We start from the raw sequence: 23170 nt of genomic DNA, 5'->3' as shown, positions 1-23170 counted from the left end.
CCGGCGCTCACATCCGGTTCGCGTACGACAAGGAGGCTGCCCATGTCCGCCGAACCGTTCCTGCCCACCCCCTCCACGGCCCCGCGGTTCGGCGTCTGGCTCATCGGGGCACGCGGCTCCGTGGCCACCACCGCGATCGCGGGCTGCGCCGCCGTCGCCGCCGGGCTCCACCCGGCGACCGGCATGGTCACCGAGACCGCGCCCTTCACGTCGTGCGGTCTGCCATCGTTGTCGTCGCTCGTCTTCGGCGGTCACGACACCCTCGACTGCCCGCTGCCCAAGCGCGCCGAGCACCTCGCCGACGGCGGTGTGCTGCCGCACGGCCTGCCCTCCGCGGTGCACGCCGAACTCGTCGCCGCCGACCGGGAGATCCGGCCCGGCGGTCCGCTGCCGGGCGCCCCCGCGCCCAGCCAGGAAGCGCTGATCGACGCCTTCGCGTCCGACATCCGCGACTTCGTGCGCCGCCAGGACCTCGCGGGCGCCGTCGTCGTGAACGTCGCCTCCACCGAGCCCGCGCCCACCGACGACACCCTGCCGCCCAGCTCGCTGTACGCGGCGGCCGCCCTGCGCGCCGGCTGCCCCTACGTCAACTTCACTCCGTCCACCGGCCTGCACCACCCGGCGCTGGCCGCGCTCGCCGAGTCCTCCGGGCTCCCCTACGCCGGCCGCGACGGCAAGACCGGGCAGACCCTGCTCCGCTCGGTGCTCGGCCCGATGTTCCTCCAGCGGGCCCTCGCCGTGCGCGCCTGGTCCGGCACCAACCTCCTCGGCGGCGGCGACGGAGCGGCCCTCGCCGACCCCGCGGCGGCCGCCGCCAAGAACGCCGGCAAGGAACGCGTCCTCGTCGACACGCTCGGAGCCGCGCCCGAGGGCGAGGTCCACATCGACGACGTGCCCGCGCTCGGCGACTGGAAGACCGCCTGGGACCACATCGCCTTCGACGGATTCCTCGGCGCCCGGATGGTCCTCCAGACCACCTGGCAGGGCTGCGACTCGGCGCTGGCCGCTCCGCTCGTCCTCGACCTGGCCCGGCTCGCCGCCCGCGCCCGGGAGAAGGGTCTCTCCGGCCCCCTGGGCGAACTGGGCTTCTACTTCAAGGACCCGGTCGGCGACGGCCCATCGTCCCTTGCGGAGCAGTACGCGCAGCTGCGGGCCTTCGCCGGACGGTTGCGCGACGACGGGGGCGCCGCGGCCGAGGACGGGGCGCGGCGATGAGCCGCGCCGGGGCGCGGGACGCATCGGGGTCGTCGGCCTCGTCCGCCTCGTCCGGGGTGCTCGCCGTACCCGGCGTGCCGGCGGACGGCCATGGTGCCGACGCCGCCCCGCCGCCCGCCGGTGACCAGGGCGCCGGCCTCGCGGCGCCGCCCGCAGCCGGTGCCTCGGCCCGCGGGCCCCGCCCCCGCTCCGGCCGCGCCGGTGCCTGGGCCGAACTGCTGCGGCTGCCCGCCCTGTTCACCGTCCCCGGCGACGCCCTGGCCGGGGCCGCCGCGGCCGGGGTGCGGCCCGGGCGCCGTACGCTGCTCGCCATCGGGTCGTCCCTGTGCCTGTACGAAGCGGGCATGGCCCTGAACGACTGGGCGGACCGGGCCGAGGACGCCGCGGAGCGTCCGCACCGCCCGATACCGTCCGGCCGGATCCGTCCGGCCGCCGCCCTCGCCGCGGCCTGCGGCCTCACCGGTGCCGGTCTCGCACTCGCCGCCGCGGCCGGGCGCCCCGCCCTCGCGGTGGCCGCGCCGCTCGCGGGGTCCGTGTGGGCCTACGACCTCGTCCTGAAGCACACACCCGCAGGGCCCGCGGCCATGGCCGCCGCCCGCGGATTGGACCTGCTCCTGGGCGCGGCCGCCACCTCCGGCGGGACCCGCGCCGCGCTGCCCTCCGCCGCGCTGCTCGGCAGCCACACCCTCGCGGTCACGGCCGTCTCCCGCCGGGAGACCACCGGCGGTTCGGTCCTGGCACCCTCGGCGGCCCTGGCGACGACGGGGGTGCTGACCCGGCTGGTGGCCGGCCACCGCCGGACCCGACTCCCGGCAGGCCGGCGGGCAGCAGCCGCCCCCGGCCTGTCGGGCTCCAAGCGGGCCGCGGGCGCCCCGGAGGCCGGTGACGTCCTCACCGCCGCCCTGGGCGCCGCGTACGCCGCCACGGCGGCCCGTCCCTACTTCCATGCCACGCTCAACCCCTCACCCCCGCTCACCCAACGCGCGGTCGGCGGCGGCATCCGGGCCACGGTCCCCCTCCAGGCCGCCCTCGCCGCCCGCGCCGGGGCACCCGCCACGTCCCTGCTGATCGCGGCCCTGGCCCCGGCCGGCCGGATGTTCGCGAGGAGGGCCGCCATGAGGAAGGTGAGCATCACGTGAGCCACGCCCCGCACACCACCCCGTCGACCCCCCTCCGCTTCGGCTACGGCACCAACGGCCTCGCCGACCTCCGGCTCGACGACGCCCTCGGCCTCCTCGCCGACCTGGGCTACGACGGCGTCGGCCTGACGCTGGACCACATGCATCTCGACCCCCTCGGCGACGACCTGGCGGACCGCACCCGCCGGGTCGCCCGCCGGCTGGACGCGCTCGGGCTGGGCGTCACGGTGGAGACGGGCGCCCGCTACGTCCTCGACCCGCGCCGCAAGCACGGCCCCTCCCTGCTCGACCCGGACCCCGACGACCGCGCCCGCCGCGCCGGCCTCCTGGTCCGCGCCGTCCGGGTCGCCGCCGACCTGGGGGCCCACGCGGTGCACTGCTTCAGCGGCGTCACCCCGGCCGGCACCGACGAGGACACGGCGTGGAAGCGGCTGGCCGAGTCCCTCACCCCGGTCCTGGAGGCCGCCGCCACCGCGGGCGTCCCCCTCGCCGTCGAGCCCGAACCGGGCCACCTCCTGGCCGAACTCGCCGACTTCCACACCCTGCGCCACGCCCTCGGCGACCCCGAGCACCTCGGCCTCACCCTGGACATCGGCCACTGCCAGTGCCTCGAACCCCTCCCTCCCGCCGACTGCGTACGCGCCGCCGCCCCCTGGCTGCGCCACGTCCAGATCGAGGACATGCGCCGCGGCGTCCACGAACACCTCCCCTTCGGCGACGGCGAGATCGACTTCCCGCCCGTCCTCGACGCCCTCGCCGCCACCGGCTACCAGGGCCTGACCGTCGTCGAACTGCCCCGCCACTCCCACGCCGGTCCCCACTTCGCCGAACGCTCCCTCCCGTTCCTCCGCCGGGCCGCGGCGGCGTCACCCCGTACCGACCGCTCGGGCGAGCCCTCCGCCACCCGTTGAAGGGAGCCACACCCATGACGCAGCCACGCGCCACCCACGCCACCCCCACCCAGGGCACGGATGGCGACCCCGCCGGGCAGGACCGCCAGGGCACCAACCCCGCCCACGTCCCGCCCGCCGACCTGCGCGCCGCACTCACCGCCGAGCTGGGCGGAGCCGCCCGCGCCTGGCTGGACCAGGCCCTGGACGAGGCCGCCGCCCACCCCGGCACCCACGGCCCCATCTCCGTGTGGGAGCTGCGCCTCGCCGAGGCGGGCCGGCGCTGCGGTCCCGCCCACGCCGACGCCGCCCGGGTCCTCGTCCTGCACGCCGCCCGCGCCGGCACGGAGGCCCTGAGCCGGGTCTACTCCCAGGGCACCGCGGACGAACGCCGCGCCGTCCTGCACGCGCTGCCCCACCTGGTGCCCGGCCCGGACGCCCTCCCGCTGGTCGAGGACGCGCTGCGCACCAACGACACCCGGCTCGTCGCCGCCGCCCTCGGCCCGTACGCCGCCCGTCACCTCGACGCCCACCAGTGGCGGCACGCCGTACTGAAGTGCCTGTTCACCGGCGTCGCCGTCGAGCGCGTGACGGATCTCGCCGGCCGGGCCCGCGGCGACGACGAACTCGCCCGCATGCTCGCCGACTACGCCGCCGAACGCACCGCCGCGGGCCGCGCCGTCCCCGAAGACCTGCACCGCGTCCTGGCCCTGACCGGGACCGAGCAGCCTCCCGCGCCCGGCAACGCCGACCCCCACGGCAAGGAGTCCTGATGCGCATCTTCGACCCCCACATCCACATGACCTCCCGCACCACCGACGACTACGAGGCCATGCACGCCGCCGGCGTCCGCGCCGTGGTCGAACCGTCCTTCTGGCTGGGCCAGCCCCGCACCTCTCCCGACTCCTTCCGCGACTACTTCGACGCCCTGCTCGGCTGGGAACCCTTCCGCGCCGCCCAGTACGGCATCGCCCACCACTGCACGATCGCCCTCAACCCCAAGGAGGCGAACGACCCCCGCTGCCTCCCCGTCCTCGACGAACTGCCCCGCTACCTGGTCAAGGACCGCGTGGTGGCGGTCGGCGAGATCGGCTACGACTCCATGACCCCGGCCGAGGACACCGCCCTGGCCGCCCAGCTCCAGCTCGCCGCCGACCACGGCCTGCCCGCCCTCGTGCACACCCCGCACCGCGACAAGCTGGCCGGCCTGCGCCGCACCCTGGACGCGGTCCGCGAGTCCGCGCTGCCCACCGGCCACGTGCTGGTCGACCACCTCAACGAGACCACCGTCAAGGAGGCGAAGGACAGCGGCGCCTGGCTCGGCTTCTCCGTCTATCCGGACACCAAGATGGACGAGGCCCGGATGGTGGCCCTGCTGCGCGAGTACGGCCCGGAGCGGGTCCTGGTGAACTCCGCCGCCGACTGGGGCAAGAGCGACCCCCTCAAGACCCGCAAGGTCGGCGACCTGATGCTCGCCGAGGGCTTCACCGAGGACGACGTGGACCTGGTCCTGTGGCGCAATCCCGTCGCCTTCTACGGACTCAGCGGGCGGCTGGAGCTGGACGTCGCCACCGCCGACGCCACGCACGAGGGCAACTCCATCCTGCGCGGAGGGGAGTGAGCCATGCGCTTCCGGCACCCCGACGGCTCCACCGTCCACCTCGCCTACTGCACCAACGTCCACCCCGCCGAGACCCTCGACGGCGTCCTCGCCCAGCTCCGCGACCACTGCGAGCCGGTCCGCCGCCGCCTGGGCCGCGACCGCCTGGGCATTGGGCTGTGGCTCGCCCGCGACGCCGCGCATGCCCTGGTCACCGACCCCGCCGCGCTGCGCGGCCTGCGCACCGAACTCGACCGGCGGGGCCTGGAGGTCGTCACCCTCAACGGCTTCCCCTACGAGGGCTTCGGCGCCGAAGAGGTCAAGTACCGGGTCTACAAGCCGGACTGGGCCGACCCGGAGCGCCTGGAACACACCACCTACCTGGCCCGCCTGCTCGCCGGACTGCTGCCCGACGACGTCACGGACGGCACCATCTCCACCCTGCCCCTCGCCTGGCGCACCGCGTACGACCAGACCCGCGCCGACAAGGCGCAAGCCGCGCTGGGCACGCTCGCCGAACGCCTCGACGCACTCCAGGAACTGACCGGACGCTCCATCCGCATCGGCCTGGAACCCGAACCCGGCTGCGTCGTGGAGACCACCCACGACGCGATCGCCCCGCTGACCGCGATCGGCCACGACCGGATCGGCGTCTGCGTCGACACCTGCCACCTCGCCACCTCCTTCGAAGATCCGGACACCGCTCTGGACGCCCTCGCCGCCGCCCGCGTCCCCGTCGTCAAGTCCCAGCTGTCCGCCGCCCTGCACGCCGAGCACCCCCGCGACCCGGCGGTCCGGGAGGCGCTGGCCGCCTTCGCCGAGCCGCGCTTCCTGCACCAGACCCGGACCACCACGGCCGGCGGCCGGCTCGGCACCGACGACCTCGACGAGGCCCTGGCCCAGGGCGGCCCGCTGCCCGACACGGCGCCCTGGCGCGCCCACTTCCACGTCCCCCTGCACGCGGCCCCCGCCGCGCCCCTCACCTCGACCCTCCCCGTGCTCAAGGCCGCGCTGACCCGGCTCGTCGGCGGGCCGCGCCCCCTCACCCGCCACCTGGAGGTCGAGACCTACACCTGGCAGGCCCTCCCGCCCGAGCTGCGGCCCCGCGCCCGCGCGCAGCTCACCGACGGCATCGCCGCCGAGCTGACCCTCGCCCGCGACCTGCTGACCGACCTCGGCCTGAAGGAACTGCCATGACCCGCCCAACTCCACTCCTCGTCCTGGACGTCGTCGGCCTCACCCCCCGTCTCCTCGACCACATGCCCCACCTCAAGCGGCTGGGCCAGTCCGGCTCCCGGGCACCGCTCGGCACCGTGCTGCCGGCCGTCACCTGCGCCGCCCAGTCCACCTTCCTCACCGGCACCCACCCCTCCGAGCACGGCATCGTGGGCAACGGCTGGTACTTCCGCGAACTCGGCGACGTCCTGCTGTGGCGCCAGCACAACGGACTTGTCGCCGGCGACAAACTCTGGGACGCCGCCCGCCGCGCCCACCCCGGCTACACCGTGGCCAACATCTGCTGGTGGTACGCCATGGGCGCCGACACCGACTTCACCGTCACCCCCCGTCCCGTCTACTACGCCGACGGCCGCAAGGAACCCGACTGCTACACCAGGCCCCCGGCCCTGCACGACGAACTCACCGACAAGCTCGGAACCTTCCCGCTCTTCCACTTCTGGGGGCCGGGCGCGGACCTGGTCTCCAGCCAGTGGATCATCGACGCCACCCGGCACATCATGGCCACCCGGCATCCCGACCTGACGCTCTGCTACCTCCCTCACCTGGACTACGACCTCCAGCGCTTCGGCCCCGACGACCCCCGCTCCCTGAAGGCCGCCGCCGACCTGGACGCGGCGCTGGCCCCGCTCCTTGAGGACGCCCGCGCCGAGGGACGCACCGTCGTCGCGCTCTCCGAGTACGGCATCACCCCCGTCAGCCGGCCCGTGGACATCAACCGCGCCCTGCGCCGCGCCGGCCTCCTCGAGGTGCACACCCAGGACGGCATGGAGTACCTCGACCCGATGGCCTCCCGCGCCTTCGCGGTCGCCGACCACCAGATCGCCCACGTGTACGTCCGCCGCCCCGAGGACCTGGACGCGACCCGCGCCGCGCTGGACGGGCTGCCCGGCCTCGCCCAACTCCTCGACGACGAGGGCAAGAAGGCCCAGCACCTCGACCATCCCCGCTCCGGCGAGCTGGTCGCCGTAGCCGAGCCGGACGCCTGGTTCACGTACTACTACTGGCTCGACGACGACCGCGCGCCCGACTTCGCGCAGCTCGTCGAGATCCACCGCAAACCCGGCTACGACCCGGTCGAGCTGTTCATGGACCCGCTCGACCCCTACGTCAAGGTCAAGGCGGCCTCCGCCCTGGCCCGCAAGAAGCTCGGCATGCGCTACCGCATGGCGGTGGTGCCCCTGGATCCCTCACCTATTCGAGGCAGCCACGGCCGCCTCCCCGCGAGCGACGACGACGGTCCGCTCCTCATCTGCTCCACCCCCCGCGCTGTCGGAGACCGCGTAGCGGCCACCGATGTGAAACAACTCCTGCTCCGGCTGGCCGGACTCGACTGACGCACCCGCATCCGCGCCCCGAGATCCGACTACTGAGAGTGAAACACACGGCACTGACAACGGCCCGCCCGAGCCGCATCGCGGCAGGCCACGACCCAGAAGGCAGGCACCGTGAGCCCGTTCACCGACCCTTCCCGCACCGACGCCGGCACGGACCCGGCCCTCGACGGCCCGGACGAGAGCCTCCGCCGCAGCCTCGGCGTGGGCCGCCGCCGCTTCCTCTCCACCTGCACCGCCGTCGCCGCCGGCGCCGTCGCGGCCCCCGTCTTCGGGGCCTCCCCGGCCCTCGCGCAGGACCGCGGCAGAGACCACGGCCACGGACACGGTCATGACCACGGCCACGGTCACGGGCAGGTCCTCGTCCCGGCGGACAGGCGCGGCATCATCCTCTACACCGTCCGCGACGCCACCGCCCGCGACCCCCTCGCCTCCGACCTGCCCTCCGGCTTCCGCGAGGTGTTCAAGCAGCTCGCCCGCCACGGCTACCGGCAGGTCGAGTTCGCCGGATACAACCAGCACGCCAACGCCCCGGGCGGCGCGAGCCTGGAGTCCGTCCAGGGCGCGAAGCTGCTCCGCTCCTGGCTCGACGACTACGGCCTGCGCGCCCAGGGCAACCACGGCTTCATCCCGTCCTCCTGGCCGCTGACCACCGAGGACAAGGAGACCTTCAAGAAGCACCTGGAGATCGCCAACATCCTCGGCATGGACCACATGGGCACCGGCGGCGACCCCACCGGCAGCTCCTACCGCGCCGACTGGGACGTGGCCGCCGACAAGTGGAACGCCCTCGGCCAGATCGCCCGCCGCGAGGGCATCAAGCTCTACACCCACAACCACGACGGCGCCTACGGCTTCCTGCTCGACGGCGGCCCGCTGGACGACCAGGGCCGGCCGACCCGCAGTTCGGGCATCCGGAAGCTGGAGTACTTCCTCAAGGTCACCGACCCGAAGGTGGTCTGGCTGGAGATGGACATCTTCTGGGCCCACGTGGCCCAGTACAAGTTCCACTCCTACACCGCCCACGACGGCTCGACCCGGAAGAACGTCTTCGACCCGGCGGGTCTGGTCGCCCGCAACAACAAGCGCTACCCGCTGTTCCACGCCAAGGACGGCGTGGTCAGCACGACCAACGGCATGGGCTACGACATGGTGCCCTTCGGCACGGGTGTCATCGACTACCGCACGTTCTTCTCCCGGGTCGGGGAGCGGAACTACCACAACCCGATGATCGAGGACGACAACTCCCCGAGCGCCACCGACCCGGCGCAGTCGCTGCGGGAGGCCAAGATCAGCTACGACAACCTGGCGGCCCTGCGCAAGCGCTGCTGACGCGCCGCACGGACGGGCGGCCCTCCCCAACACCGCGGGGAGGGCCGCCCGTCCGTACGTACCGTGTGAAGCCGTGCGAAGCCGCGTGGTGCGGTCACTCCTCGCCGAGCGGCCGTGGGTTGGGCGCGACGCGCTTGTCACTCGGCCGTCCCGGCGGTTGCAGGAACAGCGCCACGAATCCCGCGAAGATGGAGATGCAGCCCGCCAGCATGAACGCCCCGTTGTAGCCCCAGGCGCCCACGACCACGGCACCCATGCCGGCGCCCAGTCCCGAGACGAGCTTGGAGCTGTAGACCATCCCGTAGTTGGTGGCGTTGTTGTTCTCGCCGAAGTAGTCCGCCGTCAGCGCCGCGAACATCGGGAAGATGGCGCCGCCGCCGAATCCGGACACGGCGGAGAAGAACAGGAACAGCGGCAGGTTCTGGATCTCGGCGGCCCAGATGATGCCGAACTGGGCGAGGCCCAGGATGGCGCACACGTACAGCAGGCACTGCTTGCGGCCGTAGAGGTCGGAGAGCCAGCCGATGACCCCGCGCCCGGTGCCGTTGACGATCGCCTTGAGCGACATCGCCGTGGCCACGATCCCGGCCGCGAAGCCGGCCTCCTCGCCGATGTCGACCTGGAAGGCGATGCCGAAGATGTTCACGCCCGAGGTGCAGGCGAGACAGAACCACATCAGCGCCACCCGGCCGGTCCGCCAGGCCTCCAGCGGGGAGAACTGCTTGGTGGCCGGGGGGTTCTTCTCCAGCGAGCGCCGGGCCCGCGGGTCGTCCGGCGGGTTCAGCGGGTCGATCGACGCCGGCCACCAGTTCTTCGGCGGGTCCCGGAAGTAGAAGCCGGCCAGGGCCACCATCGCGGCCAGGAAGACACCCGCCGAGACCAGCACCCAGCGGAAGTTGGAGCCGTCCATGTAGCCGTGGAAGATGAAGACGAACGGCACCGAGCCGTAGGCGAAACCGCCGTTGACGAAGCCGGTCTTGCCGCCCCTGCGCTCCGGGTACCACTTGCCGACCATGTTGACGCAGGTCGCGTAGACCATGCCCGCGCCCATGCCGCTGAAGACGCCGAAGCCGATGAAGGCGAGCACGACGTGCGGCGCGAACGCCAGCGACAGATAGCCCAGCAGCGTGCCGCCCGAGCCCAGCATCATCGCCCAGCGGGCCGGCAGCTTGCCGTTCTCCCGCAGGCGCCCGGCCGGAAACGCGACCGCGGCCTGGCAGAAGATCCAGACGGTCATCATCCAGTAGATGCTGCCGCTGGACCAGTTGTGAGCCTCGTGGAGCGTGTCCTCCGCGGACGCGAACGCGTACTCGGCGGAGGAGATGCCCATCATGCCGATCCAGGGCAGGATCACCATCCACTTGCGCTTGCGCCCCATGATGTCGATGTCGGACTCGCCCACCCGGTAGACGCGTCCGTTCCGGTCGGTCACCTCCCGGTGGACGGCGACCCGTGTGACGTCTGTGGTTGTCATGTCGTTCGCACCCCTTGCGTCGAAAGAACTGGCCAGCGCCCCCTGTCCCGTGCCTTTCGTGCGCGCGCGGGTTCCGGGGCCGGCCGACGCGCACCCGTCGGCCGGCCCACCGCCGGCTTACGTCATGTACCGCCCCCCAGCAGTCCCGCCGCCCGCGCCCAGCGGTACTTCGCCCCGAGGACGGCGACCGGCTTCTCCGTCGTGTACGGGTAGGCCACGACGCCGTGCTCGAAGAGGTACTGGCACGCCTCCTCCACCTCGACGTCGCCGGCCAGGGAGGCCACCACGGGCTTATCGATGCCCCGCGCGCGGAACTCGCCCACCACCCGCGCGGTCAGCTCGGCGAACACCATGGGGGGAGTGACGATGGTGTGCCAGTAGCCGAGGACCAGCGCGTGGATGCGCGGATCCTCCAGACCCAGCCGGATCGTCGCCTCGTACGTCGACGGCGGCTCGCCCCCGGTGATGTCCACCGGGTTGCCCGCCGCGCCGAACGGCGGGATGAACGCGCGGAACGCCTCGTCGAGGTCCGGAGGTATCTCCATCAGCGACAGGCCGTTGTCCGTCACCGCGTCCGAGAGCAGCACGCCGCTGCCCCCGGCGCCGGTGATGATCACCACGTTGTCGCCCGCCGGCGCGGGCAGCACCGGCAACGCGCGCGCGTACTCCAGCATCTCGTTCAGCCCGGGCGCCCGGATGACGCCCGCCTGCCGGAGGACGTCGTCGTACACGGCGTCGTCCCCGGCCAGCGCCCCGGTGTGCGACCCGGCGGCCTTCGCGCCCGCCGCCGTCCGCCCCGCCTTGAGCACGACCACCGGCTTTCTCGGCACCGTCGCCCGCGCGGCCTCGACGAACGCGCGGCCGTCCTTGAGGTCCTCCAGGTGCATCGCGATGCACTCGGTGCGCGGGTCCTCACCGAACCAGGTCAGCAGGTCGTCCTCGTCCAGGTCCGACTTGTTGCCCAGACCGACGATCGCCGACACGCCGGTCTTCGTGGTCCGCGCGAAGCCCAGGATCGCCATCCCGATCCCGCCCGACTGCGAGGTCAGCGCGACCCCGCCCTTGACGTCGTACGGCGTGCAGAACGTGGCGCACAGGTCCTGCCAGGTCGAGTAGTAGCCGTAGATGTTCGGCCCGAGCAGCCGTACGCCGTACCGCTCGGCGACCGCCACGATCTCGTCCTGGAGCGCCTGCTCGCCGGTCTCCGCGAAGCCGGAGGGGATGAGTACGGCGTTGGGGATCCGCTTGCGGCCCACCTCTTCCAGGGCGGCCGCCACGAACCGCGCGGGGATCGCGAAGACCGCCACATCCACCTCACCGGGAACGTCGGTGACACTCTTGTACGCCTTGCGGCCCAAGATGTCATCGGCCTTCGGGTTCACCGGGTGGATCTCGCCCGCGAAGCCGCCGTCGACGAGGTTGCGCATCACCGAGTTGCCGATCTTGCCGGACTCGGCCGACGCGCCGATGACGGCCACGGAGGAGGGCTGCATCAGGCGCCGCATCGAGGTGAGGATCTCCTCGCGCGTGTACCGGCGGCGCTCCTTCGGCGTGTCGGTGGCCAGGATGACCCGGATGTCGGCCGCGACCGCGCCCTCGGGCGTGGCGATCACCGGGTTGAGGTCCACCTCGGCGATGTCCGGGAAGTCGGCGACGAGTTCGGAGACCCGGCGGATCTGCTCGGCCACCGCCCACCGGTCGACGCCGGCCCGCCCGCGCACCCCGCGCAGCACCTCGGCCGCCCGGATCGAGTCCAGCATGGACAGCGCCTCGTCGGCGTCCACCGGTGCCAGCCGGAAGGTGACGTCCTTGAGGACCTCGACCAGCACGCCGCCCAGCCCGAACGCCACCACCTTCCCGAACGTCGGATCGGTCACCGCGCCGACGATGACCTCCTGCCCCTGTGGCAGCAGTTCCTGGACCTGCACGCCCTCGATGCGCGCCGACGCGTCGTACGCTCGCGCGTTGTCGACGATCCGGCGGAACGCGGCCCGCACGTCCGCCGCACCCTCGACCCCGACGACCACACCGCCGGCGTCGGTCTTGTGCAGGATGTCGGGCGAGACGATCTTCATCACGACCGGCCCGCCGAAGCGCGCCGCCGAGGCCACCGCCTCCTCGACGTCCCGGGCCAGCTCCTCGCCCGGTACGGCGATCCCGTAGGCGTCCGCCAGCACCTTCCCCTCGGGTGCGGTGAGCGCGGTGCGCCCCTCGGCCCGCACGGAGTCCAGCAGTGCCCGCACCCGCGCCACCCGGTCCTCGGCCATCACGTCAGACCACCCCGTTCGACTTGAGCAGGCGCAGTTCCTCGTCGCCGAGACCCAGCTCGCCGACGTACACCTCTTCGTTGTGCTCGCCGAGCAGGGGCGAACTGGTCACCCGCACCGGCGAGTCGGAGAGCTTGAGCGGACTCCCGACGGTCACGAACTCGCCCCGCTCGGGGTGCGGCACGGTGACGACCATCTCGTTGGCGGCCAGCGAGGCGTCCTCGATGATCTCCCTGGTGGACAGGATCGGCCCGCACGGGATGTTGTGGGCGTTCAGCCGCTCCAGCACCTCCCACTTGGGCAGCGTGGACGACCACTCCTCGATCAGCTGGAACATCTTGCCCAGCTTCGGCAGCCGTGCCTGCGGCGTGGCCCACTCGGGGTCGCCGGCCAGCTCGGGCCGGCCGATCAGCTCGCTGAGCGGCTGCCAGCCGACCGGCTGGACGATGACGTACACGTAGTCGTTCGGGCCGCCCGGCGCGCACTTGACCGCCCAGCCCGGCTGTCCGCCGCCGGACGCGTTGCCGGACCGGGGAACCTCGTCGCCGAAGTCCTCGTTGGGATATTCGGCGAGGGGACCATGGGCCAGGCGCTGCTGGTCGCGCAGCTTCACCCGGCAGAGGTTGAGCACCGCGTGCTGCATGGCCACGTTCACCCGCTGCCCGCGCCCGGTGTGCTCCCGCTGGTACAGCGCGGCGAGGATGCCCGCCACGGCGTGCACACCCGTGCCCGAGTCCCCGATCTGGGCGCCCGTCGCCAGCGGCGGCCCGTCCTCGAAACCGGTGGTGGACATCGATCCGCCCATGGCCTGCGCGACCACCTCGTACGCCTTGAAGGCGGTGTAGGGGCCGTCGCCGAACCCCTTGATGGAGGCGTAGACGATCCGTGGGTTGATCTCCTTGATGCGGTCCCAGGTGAACCCCATCCGGTCCACCGCGCCCGGCCCGAAGTTCTCGACCATGACGTCCGAGCGCCGGATCAGCTCGGTGAGGATGTCCTTGCCGCGTTCGGTCTTGGTGTTGAGGGTGATGCTCCGCTTGTTGCAGTTGAGCATCGTGAAGTACAGGGAGTCGACGTCCGGCAGGTCGCGCAGCTGCTTGCGCGTGATGTCGCCGCTCGGCGCCTCCAGCTTGACGACGTCCGCGCCGAGCCAGGCGAGCAGCTGGGTCGCCGAGGGCCCGGACTGCACATGCGTCATGTCCAGGACGCGGATGCCCTCAAGAGCCTTGGCTGTCATGGGCCTTCACCTCACTTGTACATCGTCTGGTTCATGGTTCCGGGGGCGTACGCGTCCGGGTCCACCCAGACGTTGACCAGGGACGGCTTGCCGGACTCCCGGGCGCGCCTGAGGGCCGGGCCGATCTCGGCGGGGTCGCGGACCTCCTCGCCGTGGCCGCCCAGCATCCGGGCGAACTCGTCGTAGGGCACGTCGCCGAGGGTGTTGCCGACCCGCTCGCGCTCCTTGCCGTACTTGGCGGCCTGGCCGTAGCGGATCTGGTTCATCGAGGAGTTGTTGCCGACGATGCCGACGAAGGGCAGGTCGTAGCGGACCAGGGTCTCGAAGTCCCAGCCGGTGAGCGAGAAGGCGCCGTCGCCGAAGAGGGCGACCACCTCCTTGTCGGGCCGCGCCTGCTTGGCGGCGAGCACGAAGGGCACCCCGACGCCGAGCGTGCCGAGCGGCCCGGGGTCCATCCAGTGGCCCGGCGACTTGGGCTGCACGACCTGCCCGGAGAAGGTGACGATGTCGCCGCCGTCGCCGATGTACACCGAGTCCTCGGTGAGGAAGTCGTTGATCTCGCTGACCAGCCGGTAGGGGTGGATGGGGGAGGCGTCCGACCTGAGCTGCGGCAGCCTCTTGTCCAGCGCGGTCCGCTCCGCCGCGCGCAGCTCGTCGAGCCACTCCTTGCGCTTGGCCGCGCCCCCGTTGAGCCGCCCCGACGCGGCCTCGGCCACCGACCGGAGCACCAGCCCGGCGTCGCCCACGATCCCGAGGTCGATGTCGCGGTTCTTGCCGACGGTGCGGTAGTCGAGGTCGATCTGGACGACGGTCGCGTCCGGCGACAGCCGCTTGCCGTAGCCCATGCGGAAGTCGAAGGGCGTGCCGACGATGATGATGACGTCGGCGTTGGAGAAGGCGTACCGGCGCGAGAGCTGGAAGTGGTGCGGGTCCCCGGGCGGCAGGGTGCCGCGGCCGGCGCCGTTCATGTACGCCGGGACGTTCAGCGTGCGGACCAGGTCGACGGCGGCCTCGGTCGCCCGGGTCGTCCACACCTGGCTGCCGAGCAGGATGGCGGGCTTCTCCGCGTGCACCAGCAGGTCGGCGAGGCGCTCCACCGCCTCCGGGTCGCCCGCCGAACGCGTCGAGGCGCGGTACGCCCCGGCCTTCGGGACCCGCGCCCTGTCCGCCGCCACCTTGGCGTCCAGCACGTCGCGCGGGATCTCCAGGAAGGAGGGGCCCGGCGCGCCGTGGTAGCACTCGCGGAACGCCATCGACACCATGTCGGCGGCCCGTGCCGTGTCCGGCACGGTCGCCGCGAACTTGGTGATCGGCGTCATCATGTCGACGTGCGGCAGGTCCTGGAGGGACCCCATCTTGTGCTGGGTGTGCGCCCCCTGACCGCCGATCAGCAGCATCGGCGACTCGGCGCGGAAGGCGTTGGCGACACCGGTGACGGCGTCGGTGGTCCCCGGTCCCGCGGTGACCACCGCGCAGCCGGGCTTTCCGGTGATGCGGGCGTAGCCGTCGGCGGCGTGCGCGGCGACCTGCTCGTGGCGTACGTCGACCACCTCGATGCCCTCGTCGACGCAGCCGTCGTAGATGTCGATGATGTGGCCGCCGCACAGGGTGTAGATGCGGTCGACCCCCTCGGCCTTGAGTGCCTTGGCGACGAGGTGACCGCCGGAGATGAGGTCCTGGGTGTCGTCGGGCATGGCGAAGTCCTGTCCCTTCACGGGGGGTTGGGGCGCTCTCGCGGTAGATTGCATACAGTCGACGAATACTGTATGAAGCTTGTTATCCCGCATCCGGTGGGTGGTGTCCAGGGGGCGTGCGGCACTTTCAGTCAGGAGCCGGAATGGACCTGTACGAACACCAGGCAAGGGAACTCTTCGCAGAACACGGCATCGTGGTGCCGAGGGCCGAGGTCACCGACTCGCCCGCACGGGCCCGCGAGATCGCCCGCGCGCTCGGCGGCCGCGCCGTCGTCAAGGCGCAGGTGAAGACCGGCGGACGCGGCAAGGCGGGCGGCGTACGGCTCGCCGCCGACCCGGCCGCGGCCGAGCAGGCCGCCCGGGACATCCTCGGCATGGACATCAAGGGCCACACCGTCGGCGAGGTCATGCTCGCCGAACCCGTCGACATGGAGAGGGAGTTCTACGTCTCCTACGTCCTCGACCGCGCGGCCGGCCGGTTCCTCGCCATCGCGTCCGCCGAGGGCGGCACGGAGATCGAGGAGATCGCCGCCGAGCGGCCCGAGGCCGTCGCGCGCGTCCCCGTCGACCCGGCGGCGGGCGTCACCACGGCGACGGCGGTACGCATCGCGGACGCCGCCGGCCTGCCACCGCAGAGCGTCGACGTGCTCGTCCGGCTCTGGCAGGTACTGGTCCGCGAGGACGCCCTGCTGGTCGAGGTCAACCCGCTGGTCAGGACCGTCGAGGGGCGGATGGTGGCGCTGGACGGCAAGGTCACCCTCGACGACAACGCCCGCTTCCGGCAGACCCGTTGGGGAAGCGGACCGGACCCGGCCGCCGACCCGCTGGAGACACGGGCCGCCGCCAAGGGCCTCAACTACGTCAGGCTCGACGGCGAGGTCGGCGTCATCGGCAACGGCGCCGGACTGGTCATGTCGACGCTCGACGTGGTCGCGGGCTGCGGCGCCCGGCCCGCCAACTTCCTCGACATCGGCGGCGGCGCCTCCGCCCGGGTCATGGCCGACGGGCTGTCCGTCGTCCTCTCCGACCCCGCCGTGAAGTCCGTCCTCGTCAACGTCTTCGGCGGCATCACCGCCTGCGACGCCGTCGCCGACGGCATCGTCCGCGCCCTGGACGAGGTCCGGCCGACCAAGCCGCTCGTCGTCCGCCTCGACGGCAACAACGCCGCCCGGGGCCGTGCCCTGCTCGACGCACGCGCCCATCCCCTGGTCGAACAGGCCACCACCATGGACGGCGCCGCCCGCCGTGCCGCCCGGCACGCCACCGCCGCGTCCACCGCCGGATAAGGAGACAGATCGACATGGCGATCTACCTCACCAAGGAGAGCAAGGTCCTCGTCCAGGGCATGACCGGCGCCGAAGGCATGAAGCACACCCGCCGGATGCTGGCCGCCGGCACCGACGTGGTCGGCGGCGTCAACCCGCGCAAGGCCGGCCGCACCGTCGACTTCGACGAACGCGCCGTCCCCGTCTTCGGATCGGTGCGCGAGGGCATCGAACACACCGGCGCGGACGCCACCGTCGTCTTCGTGCCGCCCGCCTTCGCCAAGGCCGCCGTGACCGAGGCCGCCGACGCCGGCATCGGGCTCGCCGTCGTCATCACCGAGGGCATCCCCGTCCACGACTCCGTCGCGTTCACCGCCCACGCCAGGACGCGCGGCACCCGGGTCGTCGGCCCCAACTGCCCCGGCCTGATCAGCCCCGGCCAGTCCAACGCGGGCATCATCCCGCCCGACATCACCAAGCCGGGACCCGTCGGCCTGGTCTCCAAGTCCGGCACACTCACCTACCAGCTCATGTACGAACTGCGCGAGATCGGCTTCTCCACCTGCGTCGGCATCGGCGGCGACCCCGTCGTCGGCACCAGCCACATCGACTGCCTCGCCGCCTTCCAGGACGACCCCGACACCGAACTCGTCGTCCTCATCGGCGAGATCGGCGGCGACGCCGAGGAACGCGCCGCGGACTACATCCGCGACCACGTCACCAAGCCCGTCATCGGCTACATCGCGGGCTTCACCGCACCCGAGGGCCGGACCATGGGCCACGCCGGCGCGATCGTGTCCGGCTCCTCGGGCACGGCCCGGGCGAAGCAGGCGGCACTGGAGGCGGCCGGCGTCCTGGTCGGCAGTACCCCGACCGAGACGGCACGGCACGTCCTCTCCGTACTCGGCGGCGCCGCACGCGACGGAGCCCGCGCATGACGGCCGCCGCCGAGGGAGCCCACGGCCTCACCCTCAAGTCCGGCACCGCCTGGGCCGACGCCTGGCAGCGCTGCCGCACCGTCGCCCCCGAGGCGTTCCGCGACGACCGCGTCCTCAACCTCTGGGACGCCGGCTGGCGGGCCGACGGCCGCGTCCTGCCCGCCACCAGCCCGGTCGACGGCACCCCCGTCACCGGCCCGCCCCGGCTGGACGGCGCGGCCGCCCACCGCGCCGTACGCGCCGCCCTCGACCAGCACCGCGCCTGGCGCCACGTCCCGCTGCCCGAACGCCGCGCCCGCGTCGCCGCCACCCTCGACGCCCTCGCCCAGCACCGGGACCTGCTCGCGCTGCTGCTCGTCTGGGAGATCGGCAAGCCCTGGCGGCTCGCGCGGGCCGACGTCGACCGGGCCGTCGACGGAGTGCGCTGGTACGTCGACGGCATCGACGCGATGACCGAGGGCCGGGCCCCGCTGGACGGACCGGTGTCCAACATCGCGAGCTGGAACTACCCGATGAGCGTGCTCGTCCACGCCCTGCTCGTCCAGGCCCTCGCGGGCAACGCGGTCATCGCCAAGACCCCGACCGACGGCGGCGTCGCGTGCCTCACCCTGGCCTGCGCGCTCGCAGCCCGTGAGGGCGTTCCCGTCACCCTCGTCAGCGGCAGCGGGGGCGAACTGTCCCGGGCGCTGGTGCGGTCACCCGAGATCGGCTGCGTCTCCTTCGTCGGCGGCCGCGACACCGGCGCCGCCGTCGCCACCGCCGTCGCCGACCTCGGCAAGCGGCACATCCTCGAACAGGAGGGCCTCAACACCTGGGGCATCTGGAACTTCACCGACTGGGACAGCCTGGCCGCCGTCGTCCCGCGCCTCTTCGACTACGGCAAGCAGCGCTGCACCGCCTACCCGCGCTTCGTCGTCCAGCGGCAGCTGTTCGACGCGTTCCTCGCCGCGTACCTCCCGGCGGTCCGCACCCTGCGCGTCGGTCACCCGCTCGCCGTCGAGGCACCGGACGACCCCTTCCCGGCGCTCGATCTCGGGCCGGTCATCAGCGCGGCCAAGGCCAAGGAACTGCACGACCAGGTCGCCGAGGCCGTCGACCGGGGCGCCGTGCCCCTGCACCGCGGCAGCGCCGCCGACGCGCGGTTCCTCCCCGGCCAGGACACCTCCGCCTACGTCCATCCGGTCACCCTCCTCAACCCGCCCCGGTCCTCGCCGCTGCACCACGCGGAACCGTTCGGGCCGGTCGACACCATCGTCCTGGTCGACACCGAGGCCGAGCTGCTCGCCGCGATGAACGCCTCCAACGGCGCGCTGGTGGCCACCCTGTCGACGGACGACCCGGCGACGTACGACAGGCTGGCGCCGCACATCCGCGCCTTCAAGGTCGGCCACGGTGTGGCACGCTCCCGCGGGGACCGCGACGAGCTGTTCGGCGGCCACGGGGCGTCCTGGCGCGGCGCCTTCGTGGGCGGCGAGCTGCTGGTGCGGGCCGTCACCCGCGGCCCGGCGGGGGAGCGGCTGCCCGGCAACTTCCCCGACCACCACCTGATGCCGTAGCGGCTCAGCCGATGCCCTGGCGGTCCGGCAGCAGCGCGAAGGCCCGGTCCGCCGGGGCGGGCGTGCCACGCTCGACGGCCTGCCGCAGCAGCTCGCGGTGGCGCAGCAGGGGTTCGTGCCGTTCCGGCGGCGCGAGCAGCAGCAGGTCGTCGAGCCCGGCCAGCAGACGGCGCGAGACCTGCGGCGCCCCCACCGCGCAGCCGCGGACCTCGGCGAAGCCCAGGTCCACCAGCTCCGTCCACCCGGGCACGGACCGCACCAGCCGGGCCGCACCGCGCCGGTCCCGGTGCACCACGGCGTCCAGCGGCACGCGGGACAGGGCGGCCAGGATCTGCACGACCCGGTCCAGGGCCTGCACGGCCGTGGTCGGATCGTTCACCGCCGGGGACAGGGCACGCAGCCCGATGTCGGACAGCTGGCGCAGCCCGAACGCCGGATCCTGGTGGAAGGTGCGCTCCACCCCCACCGACAGCGTGTACCGCAGGGCCCGGCGCGGCGGCGCGGCCCCGCCGTGCACCGCCAGCACGGGCGTGCCCGGCACCAGGAAGTCACCGATTCGCGGGACCAGCCGCAGCACCACCCCGTGCCCGCGCGCCACCCGCACCAGCCGCGCGATGTCGACGTCCCGCAGCACCCCGGCCCGCCCCTCGTGCGCGACCCACGCCGTGACCGGGCCCGGCCCGTCCGTTTCCCCGTCCTCCGCGGTCGCCGGCATCAGCGCCGCCGCCCGGAAGGACTCCGCCGCGATCCGGGCGATCACATGGCCGATCCGCATCAGCCGCAGCGTGCCGTTCACGTACAGCACGAAGAGCAGCAGGCTCAGCGCGACCATGAGGAGGGTGAGCACCGACTGCACCAGCGGCACGGACGTGGCGACACGGGGGTCAGGCGTGCTGTCGTAACTGGTCAGGACCAGCAGCGTCAGGACGAAGGTGGCCAGGAACACCGCGAAGGTCGCCTTGGTGATCCGGCTGCGGACGAACAGCCGCACCACGCGCGGCGTGAACTGCCCGCTCGCCATCTGCACCGCGACCAGCGAGATGCTGAACACCACCCCGATGAACGTCATCATCGCCGAGCCGACCGCCGACACCACCGTCTTCGCGTCGTCCGCGAACCGCAGCAGCTCGGCGAGCGTGTCGAAGTCCCCGTCGTCCTGAAGCGAACGGACCAGAGCGGCATCGAGCTGCTCGGCCACCAGCCACACCACGAAGACGCCCACCATCGCCGCGGTGGGCGCGAACCAGAACGTGTCCCGCAGATGCTCCCTGAGCGGCGACAGCGCCCGCGCCCGGCGACGCGGAAGCGGGCTCCGGGTAACCATCCAGTCACTCATGGTGCGACCCTAGGCGCCCCGGCCCCGCCGGCCGCGGACCGCCGCTCAGGGGAAGGAAACGCAGGTGAAAGGCGCTGCGAAACCTTGGTATGGTTGTCCATGTCGCCGCGGGGACGCCCCCGCGCCGCGACAGACACCTGGTCCGGGTGGCGGAATGGCAGACGCGCTAGCTTGAGGTGCTAGTGCCCTTTATCGGGCGTGGGGGTTCAAGTCCCCCCTCGGACACAAGATCAGGCAGCAGTGGGATGCCGGTCGGGAGAGATCCCGGCCGGCATTTCGCGTTCTCCGCCCTCCCCGGCTCCGCGCGCCGGAAAAACGCGGTGCGCGGACCCCGACGATCTCCCTACACTCACCACGACACCGAGACCGAGTGAGGGGAGCAGGGCCGTGCGTATCCGCACCGCTGCCGTCGTTCCCCCGTCCCGGTACGAGGTGATCCTGGTGTCTTGGGTCCTCCGGTGTCCGCCGCGCGGCCGGCACCGGACGCCCGCGACCGGTCTCTGACGTCCCGTCACGCCTGCCCTGAGGGGCCGTGACCCCATTCCGACGTGCCGCCCGTTCCGGGAATCGCGCCGCCCTGCTCGCAGACCAGCGAAAGGCCACCGGCCGTGCGTACCCGTACCAACCCCCTCGCCACCATCCGCAACCTCGGCATCCTCGCCCACGTCGACGCCGGCAAGACCACCGTCACCGAACGGATCCTCTACACCACCGGCACCACCTACAAGCGCGGCGAGGTGCACGACGGCACGACCGTCACCGACTTCGACCCGCAGGAGCGCGATCGCGGCATCACCATCTTCGCCGCGGCCGTCAGCTGCGCCTGGGACGGTCACCGGATCAACCTGATCGACACCCCGGGGCACGTCGACTTCGCCGACGAGGTCGAGCGGTCGCTGCGCGTCCTGGACGGCGCCGTCGCGGTGTTCGACGCGGTCGCCGGGGTCGAGCCGCAGAGCGAGTCCGTGTGGCGGCAGGCCGACCGGCACGGCGTGCCGAGGATCGCGTTCGTCAACAAGATGGACCGGGCGGGCGCCGACCTCGACACGGCCGTCGCCTCGATCCGGGCGCGACTGCACCCCGTACCCCTGGTGGTGCAGCTGCCCATCGGCTCCGAGGACGGCTTCACCGGCGTCGTCGACCTGCTGCGCATGCGCGCGCTCGTGTGGTCCGACGGCGCGGAGACGGCCGAGGAGGGCCCGGTGCCCGACGCCCTGCGCGAGGAGGCGGTACGCAGGCGGCGGCTGCTGGAGGAGGCGGTGGCCGAACGCCATCCGGCCGCGCTGGAGGAGTTCTGCGACCGGGAGACGCTCACCGCGGACACCCTCGCCGGTGCGCTGCGCGACCTCACGCGCGACGGCGACGGCGTGGTCGTGCTGTGCGGCTCGGCCTACCGCGACCGCGGAGTCGAACCGCTGCTCGACGCCGTCGTGGCCTACCTGCCGTCACCGCTGGACGTGCCACCGGTCCGCGGCACCCACGACGGCGCGGACGAGGAACGGCCCGCCGACCCGGCGGCGCCGATGACCGCGCTGGCGTTCAAGGTGAGCGCCACCCCGACGGGACGGCTGACGTACCTGAGGGTGTACTCGGGCACCATCGAGAAGGGAGACACCGTGTGGGACGCGGGCACGCGCCGCACCGAGCGCATCGGCCGCATCCTGCGGGTGCGGGCCGACCGGCACGACCCCCTGGAGCGGGCGGTCGCCGGGGACATCGTCGCCGTGGTCGGGCTGAAGGCAGCCCGGGCCGGCTCGACGCTGTGCGCGCCGGGCGACCCGCTGGTCCTGGAACCTCCGGGCGTGGCCGAACCGGTCGTGCACGTCGCCGTGGAGGCCCGGCGCTCCACCGACACCGACAAGCTGGCCGCCGCGCTCGCCCGGCTGACCGAGGAAGACCCCTCGCTGGCCGTGCGGACCGACCCGGAGACCGGGCAGACCGTCCTGTCGGGCATGGGCGAACTCCACCTGGAGGTCGCGGTGGAGCGGGTCAGGAGCGAGCACGGCCTGGCGGTCGCGGTCGGCCGTCCCGGCGTGGCGTACCGCGAGACGGTCGGCGAGGGGGTGACCGGATTCGTCCACCGGCACGTCAAACAGGACGGCGGAGCGGGCCAGTTCGCGCACGTCGTGCTCGACGTCGAGCCCTGGGAGGAGGGCGGGTTCGTGTTCCGTTCGACGGTGACCGGCGGCGGCGTGCCGCAGGAGTTCGTGCGGGCCGTCGAGGCCGGCTGCCGGGACGCCCTCGCCGAGGGCCCGGTCGGCGGGCACCCGGTGACCGGCCTCAGGGTCACGCTCACCGACGGCCGGACCCACGTGAAGGACTCCTCGGACACGGCCTTCCGCACCGCCGGCCGGTTCGGTCTCCGCGACGCCCTGCGCGCCTCGGAGATGGTCCTGCTCGAGCCGGTCGTGGAGGTCGCGGTCACCGTGCCCGAGGACGCCGTCGGAGCCGTACTCGGCGACCTCGCCGCGCGCCGGGGCCGGGTCACCGGCTCCGAGCCGCGGGGCGGTACGACCGTGGTCACGGCCACCGTGCCGCTGGCCGAGCTGTTCGGCTACGCGACCCGGCTGCGCAGCCGCACCCAGGGCCGCGGCACCTTCACGGCCCGGCCCACCGGCTACGCGCCGGCACCGGCCGCGGCACCGGCGCGGTAGCGT

The 23170-nt window shown here is 73.1% G+C and carries 17 protein-coding genes and 1 tRNA gene; 13 read left to right on the top strand and 5 right to left on the bottom strand.

The window, feature by feature from the left end; genetic code table 11:
- Positions 1-42 precede the first annotated feature (42 nt).
- The 8 genes from ACZ67M_RS07480 to ACZ67M_RS07445 all read left to right on the top strand — a co-directional run bounded on the left by ACZ67M_RS07480 (position 43) and on the right by ACZ67M_RS07445 (position 8746).
- On the top strand, positions 43-1215 hold the full coding sequence (locus tag ACZ67M_RS07480) for an inositol-3-phosphate synthase (RefSeq protein WP_469849969.1): 1173 nt from the start codon (positions 43-45) through the stop codon (positions 1213-1215).
- Complete coding sequence (locus ACZ67M_RS07475) at positions 1212-2354, top strand: SCO3242 family prenyltransferase (RefSeq protein WP_469849967.1); 1143 nt, start codon at positions 1212-1214, stop codon at positions 2352-2354. The genes ACZ67M_RS07480 and ACZ67M_RS07475 overlap by 4 nt, the downstream gene beginning before the upstream one ends.
- Complete coding sequence (locus ACZ67M_RS07470; protein WP_385793485.1) at positions 2351-3265, top strand: sugar phosphate isomerase/epimerase family protein; 915 nt, start codon at positions 2351-2353, stop codon at positions 3263-3265. The genes ACZ67M_RS07475 and ACZ67M_RS07470 overlap by 4 nt, the downstream gene beginning before the upstream one ends.
- Positions 3266-3279: 14 nt before the next feature.
- Positions 3280-4017, top strand: a complete 738-nt coding sequence (locus ACZ67M_RS07465; protein ID WP_392013437.1) for an EboA domain-containing protein — start codon at positions 3280-3282, stop codon at positions 4015-4017.
- Entirely contained in the window at positions 4017-4865 is an 849-nt protein-coding gene (locus ACZ67M_RS07460; protein ID WP_360887159.1) for a TatD family hydrolase, read from the top strand. Before ACZ67M_RS07465 ends, ACZ67M_RS07460 begins: the two co-directional genes overlap by 1 nt.
- A gap of 3 nt (positions 4866-4868) precedes the next feature.
- On the top strand, positions 4869-6041 hold the full coding sequence (gene eboE / locus ACZ67M_RS07455) for a metabolite traffic protein EboE (protein ID WP_469849965.1): 1173 nt from the start codon (positions 4869-4871) through the stop codon (positions 6039-6041).
- Positions 6038-7417: an alkaline phosphatase family protein gene (locus tag ACZ67M_RS07450; RefSeq protein ID WP_361358796.1), complete on the top strand. Its 1380-nt coding sequence runs from the start codon at positions 6038-6040 to the stop codon at positions 7415-7417. The genes eboE and ACZ67M_RS07450 overlap by 4 nt, the downstream gene beginning before the upstream one ends.
- Before the next feature lie 111 nt (positions 7418-7528).
- Complete coding sequence (locus tag ACZ67M_RS07445) at positions 7529-8746, top strand: sugar phosphate isomerase/epimerase family protein (protein ID WP_361358799.1); 1218 nt, start codon at positions 7529-7531, stop codon at positions 8744-8746.
- A 94-nt stretch (positions 8747-8840) separates the two neighbouring features.
- On the opposite strand, the gene ACZ67M_RS07440 is transcribed toward ACZ67M_RS07445, so the two are convergent.
- The 4 genes from ACZ67M_RS07440 to ACZ67M_RS07425 form a co-directional block, all read right to left on the bottom strand.
- Positions 8841-10220 (bottom strand): OFA family MFS transporter, encoded by a 1380-nt coding sequence (locus ACZ67M_RS07440; RefSeq protein WP_392013432.1) that lies wholly within the window; start codon positions 10218-10220, stop codon positions 8841-8843.
- A gap of 122 nt (positions 10221-10342) precedes the next feature.
- Positions 10343-12487: an acetate--CoA ligase family protein gene (locus tag ACZ67M_RS07435; RefSeq protein WP_469849962.1), complete on the bottom strand. Its 2145-nt coding sequence runs from the start codon at positions 12485-12487 to the stop codon at positions 10343-10345.
- A 4-nt stretch (positions 12488-12491) separates the two neighbouring features.
- Positions 12492-13724 carry a formyl-CoA transferase gene (gene frc, locus ACZ67M_RS07430; RefSeq protein WP_392013428.1) on the bottom strand — a complete coding sequence of 411 codons (1233 nt, stop codon included), beginning with the start codon at positions 13722-13724 and terminating at the stop codon, positions 12492-12494.
- Between the two features lie 11 nt (positions 13725-13735).
- Entirely contained in the window at positions 13736-15418 is a 1683-nt protein-coding gene (locus tag ACZ67M_RS07425; RefSeq protein ID WP_469849960.1) for a thiamine pyrophosphate-binding protein, read from the bottom strand.
- A 143-nt stretch (positions 15419-15561) separates the two neighbouring features.
- Between ACZ67M_RS07425 and sucC the strand changes: the two genes are divergently transcribed.
- Genes sucC through ACZ67M_RS07410 form a run of 3 tightly spaced genes read left to right on the top strand, consistent with a single transcriptional unit; the run spans position 15562 to position 19177 of the window.
- Entirely contained in the window at positions 15562-16704 is a 1143-nt protein-coding gene (gene sucC, locus ACZ67M_RS07420) for an ADP-forming succinate--CoA ligase subunit beta (protein ID WP_469849958.1), read from the top strand.
- Positions 16705-16718: 14 nt separating this feature from the next.
- Positions 16719-17621 (top strand): succinate--CoA ligase subunit alpha, encoded by a 903-nt coding sequence (sucD, locus tag ACZ67M_RS07415; protein WP_469849956.1) that lies wholly within the window; start codon positions 16719-16721, stop codon positions 17619-17621.
- On the top strand, positions 17618-19177 hold the full coding sequence (locus ACZ67M_RS07410) for an aldehyde dehydrogenase family protein (protein WP_469849954.1): 1560 nt from the start codon (positions 17618-17620) through the stop codon (positions 19175-19177). Before sucD ends, ACZ67M_RS07410 begins: the two co-directional genes overlap by 4 nt.
- Positions 19178-19181: 4 nt before the next feature.
- On the opposite strand, the gene ACZ67M_RS07405 is transcribed toward ACZ67M_RS07410, so the two are convergent.
- Positions 19182-20513: a DUF2254 domain-containing protein gene (locus ACZ67M_RS07405; RefSeq protein WP_392102214.1), complete on the bottom strand. Its 1332-nt coding sequence runs from the start codon at positions 20511-20513 to the stop codon at positions 19182-19184.
- A gap of 140 nt (positions 20514-20653) precedes the next feature.
- Here ACZ67M_RS07405 and ACZ67M_RS07400 point away from each other — a divergent pair.
- Both ACZ67M_RS07400 and fusA read left to right on the top strand, forming a co-directional pair.
- Positions 20654-20738, top strand: a tRNA-Leu gene (locus tag ACZ67M_RS07400).
- Between the two features lie 383 nt (positions 20739-21121).
- Positions 21122-23167 carry an elongation factor G gene (fusA, locus tag ACZ67M_RS07395; protein WP_392102215.1) on the top strand — a complete coding sequence of 682 codons (2046 nt, stop codon included), beginning with the start codon at positions 21122-21124 and terminating at the stop codon, positions 23165-23167.
- Positions 23168-23170 lie beyond the last annotated feature (3 nt).

The organism is Streptomyces sp. NPDC107500 (genome assembly GCF_055582785.1).
This window is presented reverse-complemented; position numbering and strand designations above follow the sequence as displayed.

Bases quoted from the DNA above. Each gene is read 5' to 3' on its own strand.
- ACZ67M_RS07435 (WP_469849962.1), bottom strand. From the start codon at position 12,487: ATGGCCGAGGACCGGGTGGCGCGGGTGCGGGCACTGCTGGACTCCGTG.
- ACZ67M_RS07465 (WP_392013437.1), top strand. From the start codon at position 3,280: ATGACGCAGCCACGCGCCACCCACGCCACCCCCACCCAGGGCACGGAT.
- ACZ67M_RS07405 (WP_392102214.1), bottom strand. From the start codon at position 20,513: ATGAGTGACTGGATGGTTACCCGGAGCCCGCTTCCGCGTCGCCGGGCG.
- ACZ67M_RS07425 (WP_469849960.1), bottom strand. From the start codon at position 15,418: ATGCCCGACGACACCCAGGACCTCATCTCCGGCGGTCACCTCGTCGCC.
- sucD (WP_469849956.1), top strand. From the start codon at position 16,719: ATGGCGATCTACCTCACCAAGGAGAGCAAGGTCCTCGTCCAGGGCATG.
- frc (WP_392013428.1), bottom strand. From the start codon at position 13,724: ATGACAGCCAAGGCTCTTGAGGGCATCCGCGTCCTGGACATGACGCAT.
- sucC (WP_469849958.1), top strand. From the start codon at position 15,562: ATGGACCTGTACGAACACCAGGCAAGGGAACTCTTCGCAGAACACGGC.
- ACZ67M_RS07410 (WP_469849954.1), top strand. From the start codon at position 17,618: ATGACGGCCGCCGCCGAGGGAGCCCACGGCCTCACCCTCAAGTCCGGC.
- ACZ67M_RS07450 (WP_361358796.1), top strand. From the start codon at position 6,038: ATGACCCGCCCAACTCCACTCCTCGTCCTGGACGTCGTCGGCCTCACC.
- ACZ67M_RS07440 (WP_392013432.1), bottom strand. From the start codon at position 10,220: ATGACAACCACAGACGTCACACGGGTCGCCGTCCACCGGGAGGTGACC.
- ACZ67M_RS07480 (WP_469849969.1), top strand. From the start codon at position 43: ATGTCCGCCGAACCGTTCCTGCCCACCCCCTCCACGGCCCCGCGGTTC.
- ACZ67M_RS07475 (WP_469849967.1), top strand. From the start codon at position 1,212: ATGAGCCGCGCCGGGGCGCGGGACGCATCGGGGTCGTCGGCCTCGTCC.
- ACZ67M_RS07460 (WP_360887159.1), top strand. From the start codon at position 4,017: ATGCGCATCTTCGACCCCCACATCCACATGACCTCCCGCACCACCGAC.
- eboE (WP_469849965.1), top strand. From the start codon at position 4,869: ATGCGCTTCCGGCACCCCGACGGCTCCACCGTCCACCTCGCCTACTGC.